Below are 23,068 nucleotides of genomic sequence, written 5' to 3'. Positions count from 1 at the left end.
AGCGCGGTTTTTTTTGCTTTATTTCTCGTCATTAAATGCGCCGATTTTGCTGATCACCATAGTTATTTGCTGCTCACTATAGTTATTTTCTGTCCAAAATAGTTATCTCGTCCAATGATAATTACCTATCAACACAATGATATATCTATGATTTACCTTATATTCATTGTGGTGAGATTTGGATACAATCAGAAAAATTGATCTTAGGTAGTACACGATGAACAGTAATAATAACCAAGCCGCTCGTGAGTTGTTAAGTCACCGAGTTGCTGGCATGAAAGCACCACGAATGAGTGAATTGTTGCGTCCACGCACGCTTGAAGAAGCACTGCAGATCCAATCAGCAATGATTGCGCTGCATAGCGATAAAGTGGGCGGGTGGAAGTGTTTACTTCCGTTGTCTGAAGACAAATTTATAGTGGCGCCAATTTTTGCTAATAGTATACAGCGAGGCGAACGTTGCGAGCTTTTTGCTGATAACAGTCAGGCACGGGTTGAACCTGAAATTGCCTTTGTTTTAGCTAAGTCATTACCTGCCAACCCAGCAGGCTACTCTGAAGCTGAAATTAATGATGCGATTGGTTCTTGCCATATGGCTTTAGAGTTGATTCAAGCTCGCTTTGCAGAGGACAGTGGCGCTGAATTTTATGAAGTATTAGCGGATTGTTTAGTCAACCAAGGTTTGTTTATCGGCCCAGAAATTGAACGAGATAAAGCATTTTTGGCGGCGAAGGTGGGCATCTCGATAACTCAAGAAGATCTGGTTCAAGTCTTTTCTGGCAAGCACCCTAACTCGTTACCGCAAAACCCTATCTACTGGTTGATCAATACCATGACGCGTCGCGGGATGGAGTTTGCAGCAGGTGAGGCGATTATTACTGGATCGTATTGCGGGGTTGTTGAAGTGGATTTTGACCAGCCGACATTGATTCAATATGAAGGTCTAGGGGAATACTCTATTACGTTTGATGAGAAAAAATAGTGAGGATGGTGTAATGAGATGGTGTAGTGAGTTAGTGTAGCGGTATTTCAATAATGGTAGACGTGGCAGCGCCTACCATTATTTATATGAGTTCAGACTAGATCGGATAACATCGCTATACTGCGGATGTTAATTCTCACTCCAGTTGAATTTACTTTCATCAACGCCGTCTTTTGCTTCTTTCAATCGTTCTTGACGGAAGCGTTCTTCGTTACGTGCGGCGTCGATTTCTTGCATGATAGCGGCTAAATCAGCTTCGACGGTATTTTCTTGTACCTTACCCGTGAGTTCGACTTCCGGCGTAAGTTCGCCTTTTTCGTACAGCGCCCACATTTCTTTGGCATATTCTGTACTGGACAACTCTGGGGCGAATTGGCTGTAATAATCGCGGATATTGTTGACATCACGCGTTAACATCCATTCTGCATTGTTATTGGCTGAAGCGTCTACTGCTTGTGGTAAGTCGATAATAACCGGACCATATTCATCCACTAACACGTTAAATTCTGACAAATCGCCATGAATAAGCCCAACACAAAGCATTTTGACGATATAACCCATCATTACATCGTGATCCTCAACGGCTTGCTCGGCGGACATGGTCACGTCGTTGAGTCGAGGGGCAACATAGCCTTCATCATCGGTGATCAGCTCCATCAGTAGAACCCCATCAAAGCAACCATAGGGAGAAGGGACTCGAACACCAGCTTCGGCTAATTTGTATAACGCATCGACTTCCGCATTTTGCCAAACTTTCTCTTGCTGTTCACGACCAAAGCCAGATCCTTTTTCCATCGCGCGCGCGCGGCGGCTATTACGCACCTTACGGCCTTCACGATAAGCAGACGCTTTTTTAAAGCTGCGCTGACTTGCTTCCTTGTACACTTTCGCACAACGGATGGTTTCGCCACAGCGTACAATGTACACGGACGCTTCTTTGCCACTCATAAGTTGGCTTGTCACCTCGTCGACGAGACCGTCGTCGACCAAGGGCTGTATTCGTTTAGGTATTTTCATCGCATCGTTATACCTTACTTAGCGGCAAAATGGCATGTTAAGTTGAAAAATAAGCTGGGATTTTTGCGTCATGATGAGCATCTTAGCCGAAATTCGCAGTTCATTTGCTAAACCTCACTCCCCCTCCTATGGTTTTAGTCACAGTTACTTTTTGTCCATCCGCGTGTTTTGGTGCGTACAACAGGCTTGTAAGACGGATTAAGCGGTTACGTCTTCATGCTAATTTCGGGTTGCTTTTTGCGCTGAAACCAGAGGATGTCGGTAAATAGATTGAAGCAGATTTCTTCGTAGTAGCTTCAGCAACACAGAGTTTCTATCAAAAAACGTACCTATCAAGGATTTGTGTCATGGGAAGAAAGTGTGTGATGGGAAAAAATTGGGTTGCAAACAGAATGGGCGACAAGCTGTTGCTCATTGTGTTGTGTGTATTACTCTTTGGTGCGCCGAGCCTCTCAAGTGCGGATGAAAAATTTACTCTTGGAGAGCAGAAAGCCAAAGTCTGTATGGCGTGTCATGGTGTGAATGGTATATCCAGTATTGAATCCTATCCCAATTTGAGAGGGCAGAAGATGGCTTATCTCATCACTTCACTTAAGAGCTATCAGTCGAGAGAACGCTCCGCTGGACTGGCTGTGTTAATGCAGCAACAGGCCGATGCATTATCAGACAAAGACATGTCGGACATTGCTTACTACTACTCAATGCTTGGTTCCATCAGTGAGAGTACAGATAAGGCGAGTCATTCAAATAGCGATGAAAATCTGCCTGTTTCTGGCACATCTGATTAGGGGGCGTCACATGGAAGATACGTCCGCGCAATTCAATATTAACGTCGTTAAATACTTCATTGTCGCTTCGCTAATATGGGCCATTTTAGGGATGATTATTGGGGTGGTTTTGGCGGCGCAGTTATATTGGCCAGCGTTGAATTTTGACTCACAATACATACAGTTCGGTCGATTGCGTCCTTTGCATACGTCGGGCGTTATCTATGGGTTTGTCGTGAATATTTTGATGGGGACATCACTCTACATCGCGCAACGTACTGGTCAATGCAACCTCTATAACAAAAGCCTAGCTTGGATGGTTTTTTGGGGGTGGCAATTAGTATTACTACTGGCGGTGTTAACACTGCCAATGGGCTATACCACATCAAAAGAGTACGCTGAACTTGAATGGCCGATTGATTTACTCATTGTATTGGTTTGGGTGCTTTATGCCGTACTGTTTTTCGGTACCATCGGTCAACGAAAAGTGCAGCATATCTTTGTGGCCAACTGGTTTTTTGCGGCATTTATCATTGTTGTTGCGATGATTTTTGTGGTGAATAACTTAGCCATGCCAGCCTCGTTTATGAAGTCCTATTCGGTGTTTGCTGGCGCTCAAGATGCCATCGTACAGTGGTGGTGGGGTCATAATGCGGTTGGTTTTCTCCTAACGGCAGGTGTCATAGGCATGAATTATTACTTCATACCTAAAGTGTCGGAAAGACCCATTTATTCCTATCGACTGTCGGTGATCCACTTTTGGGGGTTGGTGGGATTTTACACTTGGGCGGGGACGCACCATCTTATTTACTCTTCGGTGGCGGTCTGGGTACAAAACATCGGCATAGTCATGTCTCTTATCCTTTGGCTACCGTCATGGGGGGGGGCTTTCAATAGTGCGATGACGTTACTGCAAAATAAGAAAAAATTGAAATCAGACTACATCATGCTGTTCTTCTTTTCAGCCATTCTCTATTACTGTCTTGCGACGTTTGAAGGGCCTCTGCTTGCGATTCGTTGGTTCAATATGGTGGCGCACAATACGGAATGGGTCATTGGTCACGTGCATTCCGGGGCGCTAGGTTGGGTGGGGATGTCGGGCATTGCGGTGTTTTACTACTTCATTCCGAGGCTGTGGGGTAAAGAAACGCTGTGGTCAAATAGGCTAATAAAATGGCACTTCTGGTTGGCCCATGCTGGTGTGGCGATTTATGCCATCGCCCTTTGGGTCGCTGGCATCGGTGAAGGGTATATGTGGTTGGCGCAAAGCGATAACGGGTCACTGTTATATAGCTTTGTTGAAGCAATGGATTATAAGGCACCTTGGCTGTTTTTACGTTTCTTCGGTGGCGCATTATTTGTACTTGGCTTACTTCTGATGGCATTCAATTTATTCAAAACGGTTCGCTCTCCGGCCACTGTTGTTGCAAAGGAGGCTTGATATGACAGCTGATTTCACTAAATCTGTAGGCATACTGATTGTAAGCACGGTGGTCGTGGCTTCCTTTTCTTTACTGGTTTGGGTTGTGCCTAATATTGTCAGAGGACCTGAGATTGCGATCGGAAGCGCGGCACTGCCGTTGACGGCAATAGAAGTCGCTGGGCGAGATATTTATATTAGCGAAGGCTGTCACGTCTGCCACACGCAAATGGTGCGTCCGCTTGATCCTGAGATTGCCCGGAATGGTCGCGCGAACAAAGAATCGGATGACATTTATGAGTTTCCCAATTTGTGGGGGTCGAAGCGTACCGGGCCCGATCTCACCAATATGGGCAGAAAATATTCAGACCAATGGCATACCATCCACCTTATCAACCCCCGTCAAGTTGTCCCTACGTCCATCATGCCGTCTTACCCGTGGCTGTTTGAGCAAAAACTGTCGGGTGATGATATCACTGGAAAAATGGAGACGCTTCGTGATCTTGGTGTTCCATACTCAGCTGAAGACATCGCAGATGCGCGATTACAGGTCCGAGGTAAAACAAAAGGGGAAGCACTCATTCGATACCTTCAAAGTCTAGGTGTTGATACCTCAGAGGAGGCACTGTAATGGATTCAATTGAATTGAATGGTTTTTGGAATCTATGGGCCGTGGTAGGAACCGTTGTGTTCTTTGTACTGATGGTAGGTGTGGTGATTAAATATTGGCGCAGTAATCACCATGCAGATGAGCATCACACAATTGGCTCCTTTGACGGTATCGATGAAAACGATGCGCCTCCCCCTAAGCTACTGTTTGTCTCTTATTTTATCGCTTTTAGCCTCTCACTTGGCTACTTAGTTCTCTACCCTGGACTGGGTAACTGGCAAGGGTTGATCAACTGGCAGCAAAGTGACGACAAATTAAGCCAAGTGAACACGAGCTTGAGTAATCAGATGGCGGACATCAGTGATAAACGCTTAGTGAACTTGGCAATGAATCCTGACGTTGTGAGTTCGGGTCGAGGACTGTTTCAAACTCATTGCGCGGCTTGTCACCGAAATAATGCCCAAGGTGCTAAGCATTTTCCTAATTTAATCGATAATGAATGGCTTTACGGGGGGAGTGATGCGGAAATTATTCACTCTATTACTCTGGGTAGAAATGGCGCGATGCCGGGATGGGTAGATGCGATTAACCCCGATGATATTGCCAAAATTTCCTACTATTTAGCGTCATTAAATCAGCGACACACCGATGTGCCAGCCGTGAAAGTCGCGTTAGGAAAGGGGCTATTCACTCAGTATTGTGCCTCTTGTCATGGCGATGGCTCTGTAGCCAATAGTCAGCTTGGTGTGCCAGACCTTTCTGATCATGTCTGGTTGCATGGCGGTAGTATTGAAGAGATTCAACATACGATTCGAAATGGTCTCAATAACGTAATGCCGGCCTTCGGTCAGCAGCTTTCTCAAGACGAAATCTTGGCGATTGGCGCCTATATGACGAAGTCTCGATTGGATGAGGATGCGAAATTGGCAAGTTTGGATCCTGCGTTAGTGCAGCAAGGCGAGTATTTGGCCTACGCCGGAGATTGCGTGGCTTGCCATAGCGCCGAAGGGGGAGAACCTTTTGCTGGTGGACTGCCATTTGTTACGCCATTCGGCACTATCTATTCAACCAACATTACCCCTCATATGTCAGAAGGGATAGGGTTGTATGACTATGAAGACTTCAAAGCCGCCCTAGTTGCTGGGAAGGGGTTACATGGCTATCTATACCCTGCAATGCCTTACACGTCTTATCAATATATGACTGATCAAGACATGCTTGCGTTGTGGGAATACATGCAATCTACCGCCGCAGTCTCAAGGCAGAATGATCGTAATCAAATGATGTTTCCTGCCAATATTCGTCTTGGTTTGTTGGGGTGGAATCTCGTGTTTATGGATACCGCCGTACTTGATTACCAACCTCCTAGTGAACTGAAAGGTAACATTTCTGATCTCGAAAAATGGCAGAAAGGTAAGTACTGGGTCGCAGGGCTCGGGCACTGTTCTGAATGCCATACACCGAGAAATATCGCTCAAGCGTTGGACACGGATAGGATCTTTCAAGGCAACCTTATTGATGGTTGGAATGCTCCTAATATCAGTGCTAACGAGCTCTATATGGATGGTTGGGACGAAAAGTCACTGTCAGATTTTTTACACACAGGACATTCAGACAAAGGTTCGGCCTTTGCCGGTATGGCGGATGTTATTAAGAATAGTTTGAGCCGAATGACTCGAGAAGACATCGAGTCCATGTCTTACTATCTACTAATTGGGGATACGAATAACGTTATTCACAAGGAGACGGTTGTACTAGAACCAACCGGGTTTACTGACGCAGCTTACGCCAATGAAGTCTACGCAACCTACAATCAAACCTGTGGTGCCTGTCATGGTGAAGATGGTAAAGGGCGTGACCCTATTGCACCGACGTTATTAAACAATGGCATCATCATGCACAGTGACCCTTTCAACACTATTGCAGTAACGTTGAGGGGACTGCAGCCAAGCTATCTAGATGAAGAACGTAACTTTATGCCGATGGTGAGTTTCAATGATGTTTTATCGGATACAGCCTTAGCTGAGTTGATTTCTTTTGTGCGAATACACTTGGGAGCACGTGAAATACCGGTTACCCGAGACCAGGTCAGGCAGGTAAGAGAGACGCTTGAAAAAGCGGGTTATACGGGTGGCTTGCATACCACGCCAGATATGTATGATGAGCGGGATCAAAATATTAATGTTAACTAATATTCGTTAACGCCAACTGACGAGTAACGAGGGTGACGAATGGCGTGATGGTACGATGTAGACCGTATTTTGGGTTATTATTTGACGGGAAACTAATCCGTATTGCTGTCGGTTAGTCCATTAATTGGTGTGGGTTACTTTGGCATTTTGTGTGGTATTGGTTAGGATAGTCCGATCATTAAATGAATAAAGGGCAAATATGCAGCCCTGCTCTTGGTTTATTAACTCATGTACTGTGCAACCTTATCACCAGAACTCAAAATAAGTTGGCAATCTTCCCTAGAACAATTATGTCTTGCGACACATTCAAATGGTCGATTATTGATTCTAGATAGAACGATGCACTGGTCCTGTTATTGTGAGTATAAAGTATCTGCATTAGAGGCGTGCTTTGACGACGTTCTGTCACAAACGCTGAGAGAGTTTACGTTTCCTCATCTTGAGATCTTGGCCAAGAATAAGGGAAGTACGACCCTGTATTTTGCACCTATTTGGGGGCCGAACGAGCAGTTGTTCGCTGTTCTGGTGCTGTTTTCACATTCTTCTGAGCATATAAATCCTCAGAATTTGATGGAGTCCGTTGCAGGCCGAGTGAGCTTTGATATCTATGCTCATGCGAGGAAAGAGCAACAAAGCGAAGCGGGAGTCGGTCATCACGATTTCCACAATGAAACTGTCAATGACGCAAGCCGAGTACCAACCTTGCAGGAATTCATTGATGCGCTTGAAGATCATACTTGGGTAAAAAGTGCCGATGGTCGCTATGTCATGATTAACCATAGCGTAGAAAAGGCATGGAATTACAGTAGTGCTCAAGTCCATGGAAAAACCGACATCGAGTTATTTGACGCCGATCGTGCAAAACTCTTTGCTGCCGCGGATCAAACCGTGATAGACGCTAACCATCAAGTCACTATTGAAGAATGTTTGGTGATGGATGACGAAGAAAATAAACTCTGGTTAGAAACGATTAAGTCACCTATTCGAGATAACGGCGGAGCATTGGTCGGGGTGTTAGGCATGACTCGCAATGTCACTCGTCGTAAGGTCGTTGAAACTTGGCTCTCGGTGACGTCAGAAATCTTTAATAACTTTCAAGAAGGCATGTTCATTACCGATGCACGCGGTAACATTTTGGATGTAAACAGTGCCTTTGTACGTATCACGGGCTATGAGCTGTCTGATGTTATTGGAACTAACCCCCGCTTCCTCCAATCAGGACATCACGACATCGCGTTCTATCAAGATATGTGGGCAAAACTGGCCATTGATGGGCAGTGGAAAGGGGAGTTTATAAACCGTAAAAAAAATGGTTCCATTTACCCTCAAATGACCACAATCAGTGTATTAAAGGATGAAGACAATACCTTGATGCATCATATTTGTGTGTTCGAAGATATCTCAGCTCAAAAGGCAGATGAAGAGAACTTGCGAAGAATGGCGTTTTACGACCCGCTGACTAATTTACCCAATAGGGTCCATTTAAGCAGCCTATTGGAGCAGCACATCGAAGCCGGGCGTAAGCATCACAAGTCATTTGCCACCTTGTTTCTAGATCTTGATCACTTTAAGCATATCAATGATAGCCGGGGGCACCTGTATGGTGACCAGTTGTTGGAGCAAGTGGCGCAGAGGTTAAATACCGTGCTAGAACATCGAGCAAACATTGCTCGTATCGGTGGCGATGAGTTTGTCATTGTATTATCTGATTTCGACTCTGAAGGTGAACTCCTTGATACCATCGATGGTATTATGGGGGTCTTTAATTCATCATTTATACTCGATCAGCATGAGTCGCTTAGAGTCTCTGCTAGCATCGGTGTCGCCTTATATCCTAAAGATGGCCACGATAGCGAAACCTTGTTAAAAAATGCCGATACGGCGATGTACCTTGCGAAAAAGAATGGACGCAATGGGTATGCATTCTACTCCCCGGATCTGACTAAAAGTTCGGTACTACACGTTCGGATTCAATCTGCACTTCATGAGGCGTTGGAAAAGAATCAGTTTTACTTGGTTTATCAGCCTCAATACTCGCTTGCGGATAATCGTTTAATTGGCGTGGAAGCTCTGCTCCGGTGGCAACATCCTGATTTAGGTCTTATCCCGCCGAGTAGCTTTATACCGATTGCCGAGAAAACAGGTTTAATTCAAAAAATTGGTGCTTGGGTGCTAAGAGAGTCTTGCCTTCAGGGCAACCGCTGGCTAGATGAAGGTCGGGATTTTGGCCGTATCGCTGTCAATGTGTCTGCATTACAACTACAAAACTCAGATTTTTTTCCTGTGCTTGAAGCGGTATTAGAGGAAACCCGTTTTCCAGCGAAGCGACTCGATATTGAAATTACCGAGACATTTTTACTGTTTAACCCAGAGAAAGCGATTGCAACATTGGAGCAGTTGAGTTCATTGGGGATAGAGATATCACTTGATGATTTTGGCACGGGCTATTCGTCATTGTCTTATTTAAAAGGTTTACCAATTAACAAACTTAAAATAGATCAATCATTTGTAAAAGACGTGCCGGACAATAACGACAGCAATGCCATTGTAAATGCTATTGTAGCAATGGGGCAGGCGCTATGCCTTAAAGTTGTTGCTGAAGGGGTAGAGAGCTTACAGCAATCTGAATATTTAAAACAAAAAGGCTGCGAATATGGTCAGGGCTATTTATTTAGCAAGCCACAAAGGCCAGAACGTTTGTTTATTTAGAGTGTAGAACCTAGAACCTAGAACCTAGAACCTGGAGCGTCTGCGCTAAGTGATTCAATCTCCTAATAGCTTGCTTATTTGACCTCATTTAGGTGAGGCGTAACTGAGATGATAAAGCCCCCACGTGATTCACGCGGGGGCTTTTGAGCAGTCTATGATGTTGAAGTGCTGTATTAGTTAGCTTTCAGCGTCATTAAGCTCCATGTTTTGTTGAGGTTTTGATTGTTCGGCGGCCGCCAACATTTTGCGAATAGCAATTGAGGCAAGAAATGCCACCAAGACCATGACAACCGCTAACACAGTCAGTAATGAAAAGTAACCGCCATACACTTGCTGTACAAACTCTTGAGTAATTTCTTGCCCTTTCTCCGCTGCAATTGACGTGGAGAATACCGCTCCAACAATGCCAGATAGTGCAATCGCAACAGAAAACAAACTGACTGAAAAGTTTTCAATGTGCTTAGGTGCAACAGACAAGATAAACGCCACAACAAGCGAGCCCACAATGACTTCAGCAAACGCTTGGAAGAAGTGAATTACTAAGAATACTTCTGGTCGAATGACGACGCTCTCGCCAATGTTTTTCACCGCAAATGCAAGAATACCAAAGGCGATAGCGGTCAAGATAAAGGAAAACCCTATCTTTGTAGCAGTGGTAAAGTGAATATTGCGCTTTTCTAAACTAGAAAACGTACCTGCAATCACTGGGCCTGCGACGATGCACCATAGCGGGTTCATTGACATTGAGGCTTCTGGAGCAATCGGGATCAGTCCGAATAAATCGCCACGCATGGTGTTGATCGTTACCATGGTCATAGATGTCATCATTTGACCATAATAGACAAAAAATGCAGTAGTCAGCGCCGTGACGATAAGAATGGTACCCATACGTAAACTGTCGGCTTTTTCCGCTTTTAGCATCAACGAGATGAAGTAGCCAATGGCCGCGAGCCCAATGGCATAAACGATATTTTTGCCAATATCCATGTTAGAAAACATGAAAAACACCATACCGATCATGGCAAGTGAGGTGATGGCAAAAAGTATCCAGTTTTTAGTTGAAACCGCAGCTTGATCGATGTCTGCACCAACGCCTTGAAGCTGTTTTCGGAAGAGAATAAGCATGCAAAAAGCGGCAAAGGCAAGCAATCCTGACAATAGGAAGCTACCGTAAAACCCAATAACAAGGACAAACATAGGGAATAAGTACTGGCCGAGAAGCGCACCAACATTGTTCACGGAATAGTTTACAGGGTAGCCGTTCTCAAAATCTTCTTGGCTTTTGAACGTGCGCTTATAAAGGCTTGGATAAGAAGGGGACATTAAGCCACGTGCATAACTGGCGAGAGCAATACCAGCCAAACTCATTGGAACGTTGATGGTAGACGCGCCAAGTACTAATAGAACGTAACCAGCACTAAACCCGAAATAGGCGATGCTAAGCGAGCGATACGCCCCTAAGAACTTATCGGCAATAAATCCACCGGCAATAGCAAAGAGAGGGCCAATTGATGAAAATGCCCCAACTACCATCATGGTGTCAGCTTCACTGTAACCTAAGTTTTCTAAGAAAAATCGCGTGAGGATAACCATGACACCATAGAACGACAGACCAAACATCATCTGGCAGAACATCATGGACTTATTTAGTTTATTCCACATAATAAAACCCTTAACTGTTAATTAAAACTAGTTTATAAGACTGACTGTAGAGTAACAGACACGATATGTTACATATTGAGATGTGACAGTATTGTGTGGGGTGTGAGCACGACAATTTCTAATCCAAAGCGTTAGTTTTATTTGTGCTTGATGGAATGGTGAGCGGGTTGCTCAAGTATTGAGCGAGTATTAGACCAGTGATGCGGTGTCGGGTCGTGGTTCTGATTAGTCTAAGGCAAGGTGATCAAACACGATCACCTTGCCTTGTGCATTTCGATGAGATTCTGCTTCTTTGTCAGCAGTATTACAGCACAAGCCCCCCATCGACAGCCAAAACCTTACCGTTATAAAAATCATTCTCGATGATGAATTGTGCGGATTTCGCGATTTCGACATCTTGTCCAAGGCGTTTAACGGGAGCCATTTGTTCAAGTCTGCTGAGCGCTTCTGGCTTCATAGAAGCAGTCATAGCGCTGTAACAAGCGCCAGGCGCGATAGCTGCGGCGCGAATGTTGTAACGGGACAGCTCTTTAGCCCAAACCATCGCTAAAGATGCCACGCCCGCTTTTGCTGCGCTATAGTTGCTTTGTCCCATATTGCCGTCACGGGCAACAGACGAAATATTGATGATGACGCCTTGCTGCTTAGAGCGAATCATGGCTTTTGCAGCTTCACGACCACATAAGAATGTCCCACTAAGGTTGACGCTAATGACCGCATTAAATTGGTCTAGGGACATTTCATCCAGTATCTCGCCATCTTTCGCTTTTACCATTAAGCCATCTCTTAATATGCCAGCATTGTTGATTAAGACATTCACTTTACTAAAGTCTTTTAATATTTGCTCAAACACATTAATTGTTGCTTGTTCGTCGGTAATATTGGCGCAGTAAGTGCCTATTTGTGTCCCATTAGCTTGAAGATCTGCCGCAGCAGAAACCAATTGTTCTTCATTACTATCAATGATGGCAATGTGAGCACCTGCTTTGGAGAGCATGTTAGCAGTTGCAAAACCGAGGCCTTGGGCGCCACCTGTGATGACGACAACGGAATCTTTAATATTCATGGAGCTTCCTTTTGTTATTGAGCGGCTGAGTCTCTATGTATGAAATAGAGAGCTATTTATTAAAGTGATAATTTTTGTTTGAATTTACTCACTTGGTGTCACTTTTTATTTTTATCGCAGATGATGATTATTGAAATAATCATCCCCGTGTATTTATAAGCGACTTATTAAGTGTAAGCACAAAATGAAGAGTGAAAAGTAAAAAATACGCCACAAGCGTGAGCTGACGGTGGTCAAGGAAAGATCAAGTATTGGCGCGACTCAGAATTTTAAAGTGGTCTTACCTCTTTATTTTTTGTTTTTTGATTAATGCAATGGAAGAAAAATCGGCCTCAATAGTGATATTTTTCAATTAAGCGATTTATTTTTGTCCAGAATGATGGCGGTCGATTTTTCTCTCTTTAGTGCAAGAATGGCAATAAGCAACAACGAATGTTAGCAACGGCTTTGTTTGAACGAGTCATAAAAAATCCCCAGAGAGACGATAAGTCTGCTCTGGGGATAGGGGAGGTAAATATTCAAACTAGCCTGAACTAGAACACACTATTTACGCGACATGAGTAAGGTTTGGTGTGTCAGGTTGGTTGGTTAACGTTTCTTTCATATCGTGGCTAAAATGATCCACTTGAATTGCACGGTAACGAAGCGCATCAGCTGCAACAATTTTATCCACCTCTGCTTGCGTTAATATGTCCGCTTTTAGGGCTTGTTGTAGGCGGTCTGCAAGAATACCTTTCTTCGCCACTTTGCCTGCCTTAACCCCTTTAAAGAGTTTCTTCTCTAGGTCGCGAATGTCGTACATGGCAATGAATGCACGCTCCATGATGCCGACATTGTCGTCTTCATGTTCGCCAATATAGCAAAGGTGCGTTAGGCGGTCGCGATCTTCACCGGGTACCATTAGCTTTTCGGCAATCTTAAGGCTTAGGCTATCTGTAGGTTGCTTGAAGTGATTACCAAGCGGGAACAACAGTGCTTTGAGCGTAGTGCCCGCCAAGCCACTTGGGAAGTTTCGGTAAGCCTCGTTAAGCGATTTTGCCGCGTGGTAGAAACAATGCTCAGCAGCGTAGTGAACATAATCAAGATCGGCAGCGGGTTCACCTTCATCTTGATACTTTTTCAATACCGCGGAGGCCATGTATAAATAGGCTAAGCCGTCACCGAGGCGAGCCGAAATTAGTTCTTTACGCTTAAGCTGGCCACCAAGTGTGAGCATGGCAAAGTCGGCGCTCACTGCGAGCGCTTTACTTAAACGCTTCAAGCTCTTGTAATGACGAGCGGTTTCTCCTGAAATCGGCGATGAGGTAAAAGCAGATCCGGTTAGCGCCGCAAACAAACCACCGATGGAGTTCTTCGTAGCATGGCCAATATGCTTGAACAATAAGCTATCGAAGGCTTTTGCGCCTTCTTCATGGTTCGGATTGGCAGCGGCCTCCATCTCTTGTAAGACATAAGGGTGACAGCGGGTTGCGCCTTGCCCAAAGATCATAAGGTTACGAGTTAGAATATTCGCCCCCTCAACGGTTATAGAGACTGGCATGAACAAGTAAGCGGAAGCAAGGTAGTTCATTGGACCACATTGAATTGCGCGACCCGCGTGAATATCCATTGAATCGTTAAGAATAGTACGAGAGATCTCCGTCATATGATACTTGGCGATAGCCGTGACAATTCCCGGAGTTTCTCCCATATCGAGTGAAGTAGTCGTTAGCGTGCGGTTGGCTTCTAGCAAGTATGTCATGCCGCCGATGCGTCCCATCGCCTCAGCGACACCTTCAAATTTACCAATAGACATGCCGAACTGTTTACGTACGTAGGCATAAGCTCCGGTTGTTCTTGCCGTCAAATGGCCGACTGCCGTACCAAGAGCAGGTAATGAAATGCCGCGCCCCGCGGACAGACATTCAACCAGCATGCGCCAACCTCGTCCCGCGTATTCAGCACCACCGATGAGCCAATCCATAGGAATAAATACGTCGTTCCCACGAATCGTACCGTTCATGAATGCCAGTAGCATAGGATCGTGACGTTCACCAATAATCACGCCTTCGTGATTACTTGGAATCAAGGCGCACGTGATGCCTATGTTCTTTTTGTCACCAAGTAGCTTATCAGGGTCTTCAAGCTTAAAGGCCAGTCCCATCACGGTCGCGATAGGCGCCAAAGTGATGTAGCGTTTGTTCCAGCTAAGGCGAATACCGAGTACTTCTTTCCCTTCGTGCATGCCATAGCAAACTTTACCAGTATCAGGTATTCCGCCAGCATCCGAGCCTGCCTCTGGGCCGGTTAGCGCGAAACAAGGCGTGTCGGTGCCGTCGGCTAAACGCGGCAGCCAATAATCTTTTTGTTCCTGTGTACCATAGTGAGAAAGCAGTTCACCTGGCCCTAGTGAGTTGGGCACCATAACGGTGATGGCGGCATTCATACTACGAGACGCAATTTTGGCAACAATCGTTGAGTTAGCGAGTGCGGAGAAGTGACGCCCACCGTATTCTTTGGAAATAATCAAAGAAAAGAAGCGTTCTTTACGCAGATATGCCCAAACCTCTGCGGGAAGATCGCGATCTTCTTTGACCATTTTATGATCGTCAAGCATAGACAGGAGCGTTTCTAGCTCATTGTCGATGAAAGATTGCTCTTCTTGTGTCAACGTTGGCCTTGGGTATTGATGAAGGGTCGTGAAGTTAGGGTTACCGGAAAAGAGTTCACCGTCCCACCATACACTACCGGCTTCCATTGCTTCCCTTTCTGTCGCAGACAGGGGAGGAAGTACTTTTTTAAACAAGCTAAATGCAGGTTCACTGATTAATTTTTGGCTGATAAAACTCATAAGTACTGTTCCTTTTGTTCAACTGAGTCATTGTTTAATGATTAGAGCGGTAGTTCTCACTCGTGATCGGTGTAAAAATTGGTATTCATATTGATGGTGCTGGGGTAGAGACTGTTGCGTTCGGCTCGGCGATAATACCTGCGGCTAAATAGGGGATGAGCCTATCGATAATCGCTTCTGCGTCAGCGTTATGTTGATCAAACGTACTGGATGCAATTTCCGCGAGTGCTTTGCTAGAGCCGATAGCAAAAATAAAGGTGCCGAGTGAAAAATGAAGCCGCCAGAAAAGCTCAGCATCGTCAATGTCTCCACAGCTTGAACGAACGGATTCAACAAAAAGGTTTAACGTATTTTTGTACCTTGTCAGAATGAACCAGCGCAAATGCCCTTGAATATCGGAATACCCTTTACTTAGTAGTAGTAGGAAGCGGTGCATACCATTAGGTTTGATGTCGTTTAATGAACATAATGGCGCTTTGATCGCATTGAACACCTCTTCCAATGTGTAACTTTCTTGTTGATTTAAACGCTCAAGGGATTCGTGAATGGCTGGCATTAGTTCACTTAAATAGCGATTCAATAACTGACGAATTAGAGTTTTCTTATCACCGAAATGATAATTAACAGAAGCAACATTAACCTTAGCTTTGCTGGTAAGGGTTCGTAGTGACGTCCCTTTATAACCATGTTCAGTAAATAAGGTCTCGGCAACATCTAATATTTTATCTCTAGTTTCTGTTTTATATTCCATGTGATTAAAACACTCGTATTAAACATTTGTTTTAATACTACGGGTTAAAAATTAACTCAACAAGTGATTAACATCAAATTTTTAAATTTAACAACGTTTGCTGAGTTTTGTTAACGATTAACTATATGAAACATAAGTATATTTTTAGTTAAAATTATTTTTTATTCTTTGCTGATTTTGATTTGCTGCTAGGTAAATCTATTAAAATCAGTGTGTTATGGTGTTTTTTGAGTGGCATTACTTTACTTTATTAGTGGTGCCCACTCAATAACTATAGCCCATGACTTATATTTAACGGCAGATGAGTGTATGTATTTTATTTATGTCTTGCGCTGTTGTATTGGCATATTGAATAAGTTGCCGGGCTTACTATATGGTTTAATAATGGTTGTGATTGTAGTTCTTTGTCTTGTGTATGAAACGAAGTGATAACTAAGTTTTAAATTGTGACGTGGGCTTTGTTTTTCGAATGTTTATATTGGTTGCATATGTCGTGATTCAAACGGAAAAACAGTATGTGAGCCGTTCTAAACCCTTTGTTCACTATGACTTTCATTTATTTTCAATATTTTTATTCAAACAAGAAATAATCAATAAGTGCTTTTTTTGATGACTTTCTGGTAATTATTTAGGGGTGACAAAGCGTGATGGTTTGTACAGAATGAACATATTCAAACACGTGTTTGAATATTTATTGATGAAGATCAATGAACATAAGTAAAGTCAATCAGAGCTTAGCGCGGTACGCCGCTGGCCACATTTAAAAGGGAACATATTATGTCTAACCAAGCCGCATTCGAAGCAGTAAACGCACAGCTACAAACTGTTATCAACCCATTTGCTAACTTTGGTTCGCTCGTTGCAAAAAACATGGAAACATTGTCAAAAATGCAACTAGAAACGCTAACAGCGTATAGTGAGTTGTCGAATGAAAACCTACAAAGCTTAGTGGCAATTAAGCAGCCACAAGACCTTGCTAATCACGGTAGCAAGCAACTAGAAATTATTAGCAAAGTTAGCCAGCGTCTACTTGAAGATGGTCAAAAACTTAGCGAAATCGGCAATGAGTTTAAAGCTGCAGTCGATGAGATTTCAGCAACGTCTATCAACGCTGCAAAAAGCAAGTAATGCTTAGGCGGTCTATGCTTCGAGCTATTTAGGTTGAGCGATTGTGCAGTAGAGCTCAGCTATTTTATAACTCTTTTATCGTAGAGCAGGGCCGCCACTTCATTCACAGTACAGGGATGAGATGATGAATAACAAAGCACCCTTTCAAGACATTATTAACAGTTACTTTCAAGCAAGTGAAAGCTGGCTCGGCAACTTCCAACAACCGACTCAATCGACGATTTTTAAGTCACAGGTTGAAGATTGGAGTGCATTAGCACAATCCGTCACTAAAAATCCAACAACGGTGCTAGAGCAGCAGATGAATTGGTGGAATCAACAAATCAATCTCTTCAATGACTGTATTTTAGGTGCTGGCGATCCCAACGCACCAGAAAAAGATCCCCGTTTTAGAGATGAAAGTTGGGCATCTAATCCGCTTTATCATTATATTAAAGAAAGCTACAAACTCGTTTGCCAGTCTGTGCAACAAACGATTGATGAAGCGCAAGATCTCGACCCTGATGCGAAAGAGCGCTTGGAGTTCTTCTCTCGTCAATTTCTCAATGCGATGTCACCGAGTAACTTTGTGACCACTAATCCAGAAATCATGAAGCTCACGTTGGAATCCAATGGGTCTAATTTGATTAAGGGGTTAGAACAGCTTCAAGAAGACATGACTCGTAGTGTAGATATGTTAAATATCCGCATGACAGACGCCGAAGCCTTTACGCTTGGTGAAAACATTGCCGCGACACCGGGTAAGGTTGTTTTTAAGAATCACATGTTTGAGTTGATTCAATATCAGCCGACAACGGAAAATGTTTACAAGCGCCCAATGATGATTGTGCCGCCGTTTGTAAACAAGTACTACATTATGGACCTGAGTCAAAAGCGTTCATTTGTGAAGTGGTTAGTCGATCAAGGACACACAGTCTTTATGGTGTCGTGGATTAACCCAGATGCAACATACAGCGAAACTGATTTCGGTACTTACGTCACTGACGGCCTAATCCCAGCACTGGATGCAATCGAGGCCGTAACCGGAGAGCGTGAAGTTAATGGTTTGGGTTACTGTATCGGTGGCACCTTATTGACCGCTACGATGGCCTACATGGCAGGGAAAAAGCGCAAACAACGGATAAAGTCAGCAACGCTACTCACCACTATCTTGGACTTCAAGCAACCTGGAGAGCTAGGTATCTTCATTAACGATGCGATGATCTCGGCAATTGAAGCGCAAAATTCCGTGAAAGGGTATATGGACGGTCGCCAGATGGCGGTGTCATTTAGTTTGTTACGAGAAAACAGCTTGTACTGGAATTATTACGTGACGAATTATCTAAAAGGAGAGAAGCCGGTTGCTTTTGACTTACTGCATTGGAATTGTGATAACACCAACGTTCCTGCGGCTTGTCACAACCAAATGCTTCGTCAGTTCTATTTGGAGAATAAACTGAGCCAACCAAATGCCATAGAGATTGATGGTGTGGGTATTGATTTGTCTAAAGTGAAATCCCCAATCTACTTCTTATCTGCCATTGAGGATCACATTGCCCTTTGGAAAGGGACGTACAAAGGAACTGAGCTGTTAGGCGGACAGAGCACATTTGTGTTGGCAGAAAGCGGCCATATCGCAGGTCCTATGAATCATGCTAACTCAACTAAATACGGCTACTGGACCAACCCGAATGTGAAAACCGACGCCGATACTTGGTTAGAAGCCGCAGATAAGCAAACGGGTTCATGGTGGCCACATTGGCAAGAATGGTTGGATGCGCGTAATTTCTCAGAAAAACTCGATCCAAGAACGCTGAGTGGTGAACTTGATGCCCCTGGTACGTATGTGAAACAACGTATTGAAGAAGTCCTAGCAAACGATGAGGAAAAGAAAGATGTCGCTTGAGGTTGGTCAACATACAAGTCTTACTAAGACACTAGATAAAGCGGCAGTTGAAGCGTTTGCTTCTTTAGCTGAGGATTACAACCCCGTTCACTTAGATGAAGCATTTGCCGCCATGACGCCGTTTGAGGTGCCGATTGTACACGGCATGCTAGCATCTAGCTTAGTCTCGGGATTGTTAGCATCAAAACTACCGGGTCCCGGCGCTATTTATCTGGGACAAACATTGAAGTTTACATGCCCAATTCGTGTTGGAGAAACGGTGACTGCACGTGTGGAAGTAAAACACATCCGTGAAGATAAACCGATCGTTACATTGCTCACTGAAGTGTTGACTGAAGAGGGGCAGGTAGCAATACAGGGTGAAGCTACGGTTATGCTTCCTAATTAGTCGGTGTTCGCCAATTAAAGCATGTGCCATTTAGGGTGAGTGCTAAATTTCATCGCTGTATAAAAGCTTAGTCTGCAAAGGCTAAGCTTTTTTTGATGTTAACAGCAACTGTCGGAAGATAATAAAGATTGATTAACTTTGAAAAATGTTATTGGACAGAGATGAATTTGGTGAATCACGAGTTTAGCGTTTACCAGATTGGCTGAAGTACTGTAAAACCTCAACCTTTTAACCAATTTTAATTAACTACTACATTTACATTCTCAACTCATTTTGATACCAGACTTCTTCCACCAATATACCTGCTTCGGTCTTTTTCCCAATGAGTGTCACCTCAAACTCTCCGTTAGGCAGGCGGGAATACGCTTGTTTCGAGATGCAGTAGGAAAAGGTGATAGTTCTCTCTATATCAAGTCTTATATCACAGGATTTTCGTCGATGGCTGTCGTTCTTAATTAGCTTTTCATTCACCTGTGTCTGCTGACCAAAGAGCATGGTATAAGTCGCTGGCAATGTCTGGGAGAAGTACAGATACATCATACCCCACACAAATAAGGGTGAGAGCAATAGCGAGAGCTTTATGAGCAATGGATGTTTATCTGGTTGCCGGTAATACCGCCATTGCCCTGTGCTATGCAAATGCATCACAGGCAAAATCAATGTCACAGAAGCCAACAGTGAAATGAATAGCATGTCTTGAGCGTAGCCTTGGTCAACCAGAAATTCAGAATGGATAAATGGGTTTAAGGTAACAATCAAGGTGTGTGCAGCTAAAATACTAATAATCCACGTAATGCTGCGTTGCGGCTTGGTCATGTGCTCATTCCAATGTTTGAAGCGTTTTGTTATACCCATAATTACCTAACTCATCCTTAGCACATTTTGAATTTGCATCTCAGTCTCACCCATACTGTAGTTATGGTTCGCATTTGATATGTGTGAGCATAGTGGCATATTAAGGTTTGATGGTATCACATCAATCATGCATGGATAGCTCTATTGAAGGCCGATACCGGAAGTATGCGAATCTTATTAAGGACACACACTTAAAGAGAAATCAAAAGCACTCCCGTATTCAAAGTAGCAATCAACTGCATACTTTCGCTTTCTTCAATCTATTTTGGTAAAGCTGGCTAGTTTCTTAAGGTACGTTACATACGTTTAGGAGTTTAGCGAATAACAGTATCCAGAATTTTCACTGGTCTATGGGGTAGGAGTAGCGGTGAAAGTGGGGCTTATTCTAGTTGATAGATGTGCATCTTGCTCTTTTTTAAGGCGGCCTTAGCTTGAACTGTATTAATGTGACCCCCAACCGCAGTCGAACGTGTTTTCTCTAATTCAGTGCATACCGTTAACCAACTCTTTTGATTGAAATTCAAACGCGCCAAAATAGCGGGTTGATTAAAAATCTTATAAAGGACACACACTTAAAAAGAAATCCATACTTTTGGTGTGTGTCCTTTTAATCGTACCCACAGCTTGCGTGTATCGTTGAAGGGCATGGGCGCGTTTTCATCTATCACGGCGACTACGTGGCTTTTGTCGATGACGAGCAAACCTTCATTACCCGAATGGATTAACGCCAGTGAAGTAGGGCTATTAACCCTTGATAGAAAAACTAAGGCCTCGCATGTACGAGGCCTTTGTATTTCTATCGAAGTTAACTATTAATCTAGCTTAACGAAAGCTTGGGATAATCGCTGGAATCCCTGGTAGAAGGCCAACCAACGCCATTACGCTCGTTAGCACAATAAACATAATACCAGGCAATACCCAACGGCTCATTTTACTCAGTTCACTACTACGTTCTTTACAACCAACTAAGCCTAAGTTGTCCAACAGCATGGTGAGAGCCCAACCAAATGCAGGGTTAACGAGTGCTGAAGAAAATACAACAATCGCTGCCGACTGTGTGGTTTTCCCTTCACGCGTCATTTCCATTCCAGCTTCTAGCAATGGCACAAATACCCCGACAATCAGGGCGACACACAGTACTGGCTGCCAGATAGCTAAATCCATCGGATAACCCCAAACTGCTGCGATAATACAGAACAGAGCCGTTAGCAAAGCGCCCGCGGGAATAGGGCGTTTAGCAATCGCCGCTGGTACGATGTAAGTACCCCATGAAGACGTAAAGTTAGTACCACCAAGCAGAGAACCAAACGTTTGACGAATAGACGCTGTAGTCATAGTGTCGTCGATGTTCATGTGTACTTTTTCAGTACGCTCTGGGTAGCTGATCTTCTGAAATACTTGATGTCCTAAGAAATCTGGAGACCACATAGCGACAGCCAAAATTGCAAACGGCAATACCACCATGAAGTGCTCTATCGTCGGTAGACCTAGCATCCAGCCTGTATCTTCTCCCCACCAATACATAGGGTTCATGTTAGGTAAGCCAGGCTCAGTGTGGAAAGCGAATGGGGCACCCATGGCAAATGCAATCGTACCGCCCAGCAAGCAGCTAAGAGGTACAGCTAACCAACGCTTACGGAAGTGCTCCAATAGCGCGTACAGAATAATGGTGCAAAAGATCACAACAAAAGCGATGTGGCTCATGCCGATTCCTTCAGCCCAAGCGAATAGCTTTTTCACTTGAGAAGCGGTTCCCACAAAGCCAAGGTAAAGTAGCAAACCACCACAAACGCCTTTACTGGTGAGGTTAGCTAACATACTGCCCCCTTTACTGATGGCTAAGAGTAAGCCAAAAGCGCCAATCAACAAGCCAAAGGCCATAGGGTGTCCGCCAGCTGCAACGACAATCGGAATTAAAGGAATAAGTGGACCGTGTGTACCTGCGAGGTTTGCAGTCGGCAATAGAAAACCAGAGAAAAGGATGATGAAAACAGAGGCGATGAGGAGTTCATAACGGACGTTTTCTAGAATAAAATCTTCATTTAACCCGAGAGCCCCAGCAAAGGTGGCTGCAATCGCGCCCACCATAACCACTTTACCAATGGTCGCCGCCATCGCTGGGATGGTGTCTTCAATCTCAAATCGATAATCTTTAAACGGCAAATTTGGACGCCAGCGTTTAGGCGCCATGATTTGTAATTCGTGTTCTAGATACTGTTCTCGGGATTCAAACTCTGAGCTTGGTTTGTGTTGTTGTTCATAAGTGAGTTCATCCTCATTGGCTTGAGGCTTATCTGTTCGTATATGGGCTGACTCTAAAGTAGTGCTCATTTTGATTCCTTTCGTTCACACTCTGAGGTGTGTTATTCCAACAAACGTTATTGACTCACCGCAGAAGCGTAAATAATGCGTCAACTTATAATTAAAAATTCATTAACATTTAGTTGTTGATACCTTATACCAAATCAAAAAAAACAAATAGACTCAGTCGGTTAGACATTAGTCGTAGAGCAAGCCGACTAGTATTAGACCCGGTAGATAGTATGTGTCTGTTTATTTGTAGGCCCTTAATCTCAGGAGTAACAGAGTCAGTCTCAACAACCTTATAAAAACAACCTTATAAAGGACACACACCTAAAAAGAAATCAAAAGCAATCCCGTATTCAAAGTAGCAATCAACTGCATACTTAAGCTTTCTTCAATCTATTTTGGTGAAGTTGTCTAGTTTCTTAAGAGACGTTACTTACGTTTAGGAATTGGGCGAACGACAGTATCCAGAATTTTCACTGGCCTATGGGGTAGGAGT

Annotated in this window: 16 protein-coding genes and 1 pseudogene; 10 read left to right on the top strand and 7 right to left on the bottom strand. The window is 44.0% G+C overall.

Annotated elements, in window-relative coordinates; all coding sequences use genetic code 11:
* The first annotated feature begins 217 nt into the window (after positions 1–217).
* Positions 218–982 carry a hydratase gene (locus tag L4D05_RS10120; RefSeq protein ID WP_428793862.1) on the top strand — a complete coding sequence of 255 codons (765 nt, stop codon included), beginning with the start codon at positions 218–220 and terminating at the stop codon, positions 980–982.
* Positions 983–1,111: 129 nt separating this feature from the next.
* Here L4D05_RS10120 and L4D05_RS10115 read toward each other — a convergent pair whose 3' ends face one another.
* Positions 1,112–1,999, bottom strand: a complete 888-nt coding sequence (locus tag L4D05_RS10115) for a PA4780 family RIO1-like protein kinase (RefSeq protein ID WP_428793861.1) — start codon at positions 1,997–1,999, stop codon at positions 1,112–1,114.
* A gap of 347 nt (positions 2,000–2,346) precedes the next feature.
* On the opposite strand from L4D05_RS10115, the gene L4D05_RS10110 reads away from it, so the two are divergent.
* The 5 genes from L4D05_RS10110 (at position 2,347) to L4D05_RS10090 (ending at position 9,697) form a co-directional block, all read left to right on the top strand.
* Positions 2,347–2,787: a c-type cytochrome gene (locus L4D05_RS10110; RefSeq protein ID WP_313897276.1), complete on the top strand. Its 441-nt coding sequence runs from the start codon at positions 2,347–2,349 to the stop codon at positions 2,785–2,787.
* A gap of 10 nt (positions 2,788–2,797) precedes the next feature.
* Entirely contained in the window at positions 2,798–4,207 is a 1,410-nt protein-coding gene (ccoN, locus tag L4D05_RS10105) for a cytochrome-c oxidase, cbb3-type subunit I (protein WP_428793860.1), read from the top strand.
* A 1-nt stretch (position 4,208) separates the two neighbouring features.
* On the top strand, positions 4,209–4,817 hold the full coding sequence (locus L4D05_RS10100) for a cbb3-type cytochrome c oxidase subunit II (RefSeq protein ID WP_265675345.1): 609 nt from the start codon (positions 4,209–4,211) through the stop codon (positions 4,815–4,817).
* A 14-nt stretch (positions 4,818–4,831) separates the two neighbouring features.
* On the top strand, positions 4,832–6,988 hold the full coding sequence (locus L4D05_RS10095; protein ID WP_428794006.1) for a c-type cytochrome: 2,157 nt from the start codon (positions 4,832–4,834) through the stop codon (positions 6,986–6,988).
* A 228-nt stretch (positions 6,989–7,216) separates the two neighbouring features.
* A complete protein-coding gene (locus L4D05_RS10090; protein WP_428793859.1) occupies positions 7,217–9,697 on the top strand; it encodes a putative bifunctional diguanylate cyclase/phosphodiesterase in 2,481 nt (826 codons plus the stop codon).
* A 177-nt stretch (positions 9,698–9,874) separates the two neighbouring features.
* Here L4D05_RS10090 and L4D05_RS10085 read toward each other — a convergent pair whose 3' ends face one another.
* From L4D05_RS10085 to psrA, 4 genes are all read right to left on the bottom strand, one after another.
* Complete coding sequence (locus tag L4D05_RS10085) at positions 9,875–11,359, bottom strand: peptide MFS transporter (RefSeq protein WP_428754898.1); 1,485 nt, start codon at positions 11,357–11,359, stop codon at positions 9,875–9,877.
* A 304-nt stretch (positions 11,360–11,663) separates the two neighbouring features.
* Positions 11,664–12,425 carry an SDR family NAD(P)-dependent oxidoreductase gene (locus L4D05_RS10080; RefSeq protein ID WP_428754897.1) on the bottom strand — a complete coding sequence of 254 codons (762 nt, stop codon included), beginning with the start codon at positions 12,423–12,425 and terminating at the stop codon, positions 11,664–11,666.
* Positions 12,426–12,972: 547 nt separating this feature from the next.
* Complete coding sequence (locus L4D05_RS10075) at positions 12,973–15,255, bottom strand: acyl-CoA dehydrogenase (protein WP_428793858.1); 2,283 nt, start codon at positions 15,253–15,255, stop codon at positions 12,973–12,975.
* An 85-nt stretch (positions 15,256–15,340) separates the two neighbouring features.
* Complete coding sequence (gene psrA, locus L4D05_RS10070; protein ID WP_428793857.1) at positions 15,341–16,006, bottom strand: TetR family transcriptional repressor PsrA; 666 nt, start codon at positions 16,004–16,006, stop codon at positions 15,341–15,343.
* A 777-nt stretch (positions 16,007–16,783) separates the two neighbouring features.
* On the opposite strand from psrA, the gene L4D05_RS10065 reads away from it, so the two are divergent.
* From L4D05_RS10065 to L4D05_RS10055, 3 genes are all read left to right on the top strand, one after another.
* The gene (locus L4D05_RS10065; RefSeq protein ID WP_265675339.1) at positions 16,784–17,134 is read left to right on the top strand and encodes a phasin family protein; all 351 of its coding nucleotides are present in this window, start codon (positions 16,784–16,786) and stop codon (positions 17,132–17,134) included.
* A gap of 121 nt (positions 17,135–17,255) precedes the next feature.
* Positions 17,256–19,019, top strand: coding sequence for a class I poly(R)-hydroxyalkanoic acid synthase (gene phaC / locus L4D05_RS10060; protein WP_428793856.1), 1,764 nt, complete (start codon positions 17,256–17,258; stop codon positions 19,017–19,019).
* Positions 19,009–19,407, top strand: a complete 399-nt coding sequence (locus L4D05_RS10055) for a MaoC family dehydratase (protein ID WP_250617939.1) — start codon at positions 19,009–19,011, stop codon at positions 19,405–19,407. Before phaC ends, L4D05_RS10055 begins: the two co-directional genes overlap by 11 nt.
* Before the next feature lie 255 nt (positions 19,408–19,662).
* Here the strand turns inward: L4D05_RS10055 and L4D05_RS10050 are convergent, their stop codons facing one another.
* Complete coding sequence (locus L4D05_RS10050) at positions 19,663–20,223, bottom strand: hypothetical protein (RefSeq protein WP_428793855.1); 561 nt, start codon at positions 20,221–20,223, stop codon at positions 19,663–19,665.
* Between the two features lie 656 nt (positions 20,224–20,879).
* Between L4D05_RS10050 and L4D05_RS10045 the strand changes: the two are divergent.
* Positions 20,880–20,987 (top strand): annotated as a pseudogene (locus L4D05_RS10045) (cytosolic protein); the annotation flags it as partial.
* 97 nt (positions 20,988–21,084) lie between these two features.
* Here L4D05_RS10045 and L4D05_RS10040 read toward each other — a convergent pair.
* The gene (locus L4D05_RS10040; protein WP_428793854.1) at positions 21,085–22,593 is read right to left on the bottom strand and encodes a DUF3360 domain-containing protein; all 1,509 of its coding nucleotides are present in this window, start codon (positions 22,591–22,593) and stop codon (positions 21,085–21,087) included.
* Positions 22,594–23,068: the final 475 nt, after the last annotated feature.

This window comes from Vibrio nomapromontoriensis, from assembly GCF_050337205.1.
GTDB lineage: Bacteria > Pseudomonadota > Gammaproteobacteria > Enterobacterales > Vibrionaceae > Vibrio > Vibrio nomapromontoriensis.
This window is presented reverse-complemented; position numbering and strand designations above follow the sequence as displayed.

What these genes read in the sequence shown, in the direction of transcription:
- L4D05_RS10120 (WP_428793862.1), top strand. Translation starts at nt 218, where the DNA reads ATGAACAGTAATAATAACCAAGCCGCTCGTGAGTTGTTAAGTCACCGA.
- L4D05_RS10115 (WP_428793861.1), bottom strand. Translation starts at nt 1,999, where the DNA reads ATGAAAATACCTAAACGAATACAGCCCTTGGTCGACGACGGTCTCGTC.
- L4D05_RS10110 (WP_313897276.1), top strand. Translation starts at nt 2,347, where the DNA reads ATGGGAAGAAAGTGTGTGATGGGAAAAAATTGGGTTGCAAACAGAATG.
- ccoN (WP_428793860.1), top strand. Translation starts at nt 2,798, where the DNA reads ATGGAAGATACGTCCGCGCAATTCAATATTAACGTCGTTAAATACTTC.
- L4D05_RS10100 (WP_265675345.1), top strand. Translation starts at nt 4,209, where the DNA reads ATGACAGCTGATTTCACTAAATCTGTAGGCATACTGATTGTAAGCACG.
- L4D05_RS10090 (WP_428793859.1), top strand. Translation starts at nt 7,217, where the DNA reads ATGTACTGTGCAACCTTATCACCAGAACTCAAAATAAGTTGGCAATCT.
- L4D05_RS10085 (WP_428754898.1), bottom strand. Translation starts at nt 11,359, where the DNA reads ATGTGGAATAAACTAAATAAGTCCATGATGTTCTGCCAGATGATGTTT.
- L4D05_RS10080 (WP_428754897.1), bottom strand. Translation starts at nt 12,425, where the DNA reads ATGAATATTAAAGATTCCGTTGTCGTCATCACAGGTGGCGCCCAAGGC.
- L4D05_RS10075 (WP_428793858.1), bottom strand. Translation starts at nt 15,255, where the DNA reads ATGAGTTTTATCAGCCAAAAATTAATCAGTGAACCTGCATTTAGCTTG.
- psrA (WP_428793857.1), bottom strand. Translation starts at nt 16,006, where the DNA reads ATGGAATATAAAACAGAAACTAGAGATAAAATATTAGATGTTGCCGAG.
- L4D05_RS10065 (WP_265675339.1), top strand. Translation starts at nt 16,784, where the DNA reads ATGTCTAACCAAGCCGCATTCGAAGCAGTAAACGCACAGCTACAAACT.
- phaC (WP_428793856.1), top strand. Translation starts at nt 17,256, where the DNA reads ATGATGAATAACAAAGCACCCTTTCAAGACATTATTAACAGTTACTTT.
- L4D05_RS10055 (WP_250617939.1), top strand. Translation starts at nt 19,009, where the DNA reads ATGTCGCTTGAGGTTGGTCAACATACAAGTCTTACTAAGACACTAGAT.
- L4D05_RS10050 (WP_428793855.1), bottom strand. Translation starts at nt 20,223, where the DNA reads ATGACCAAGCCGCAACGCAGCATTACGTGGATTATTAGTATTTTAGCT.
- L4D05_RS10040 (WP_428793854.1), bottom strand. Translation starts at nt 22,593, where the DNA reads ATGAGCACTACTTTAGAGTCAGCCCATATACGAACAGATAAGCCTCAA.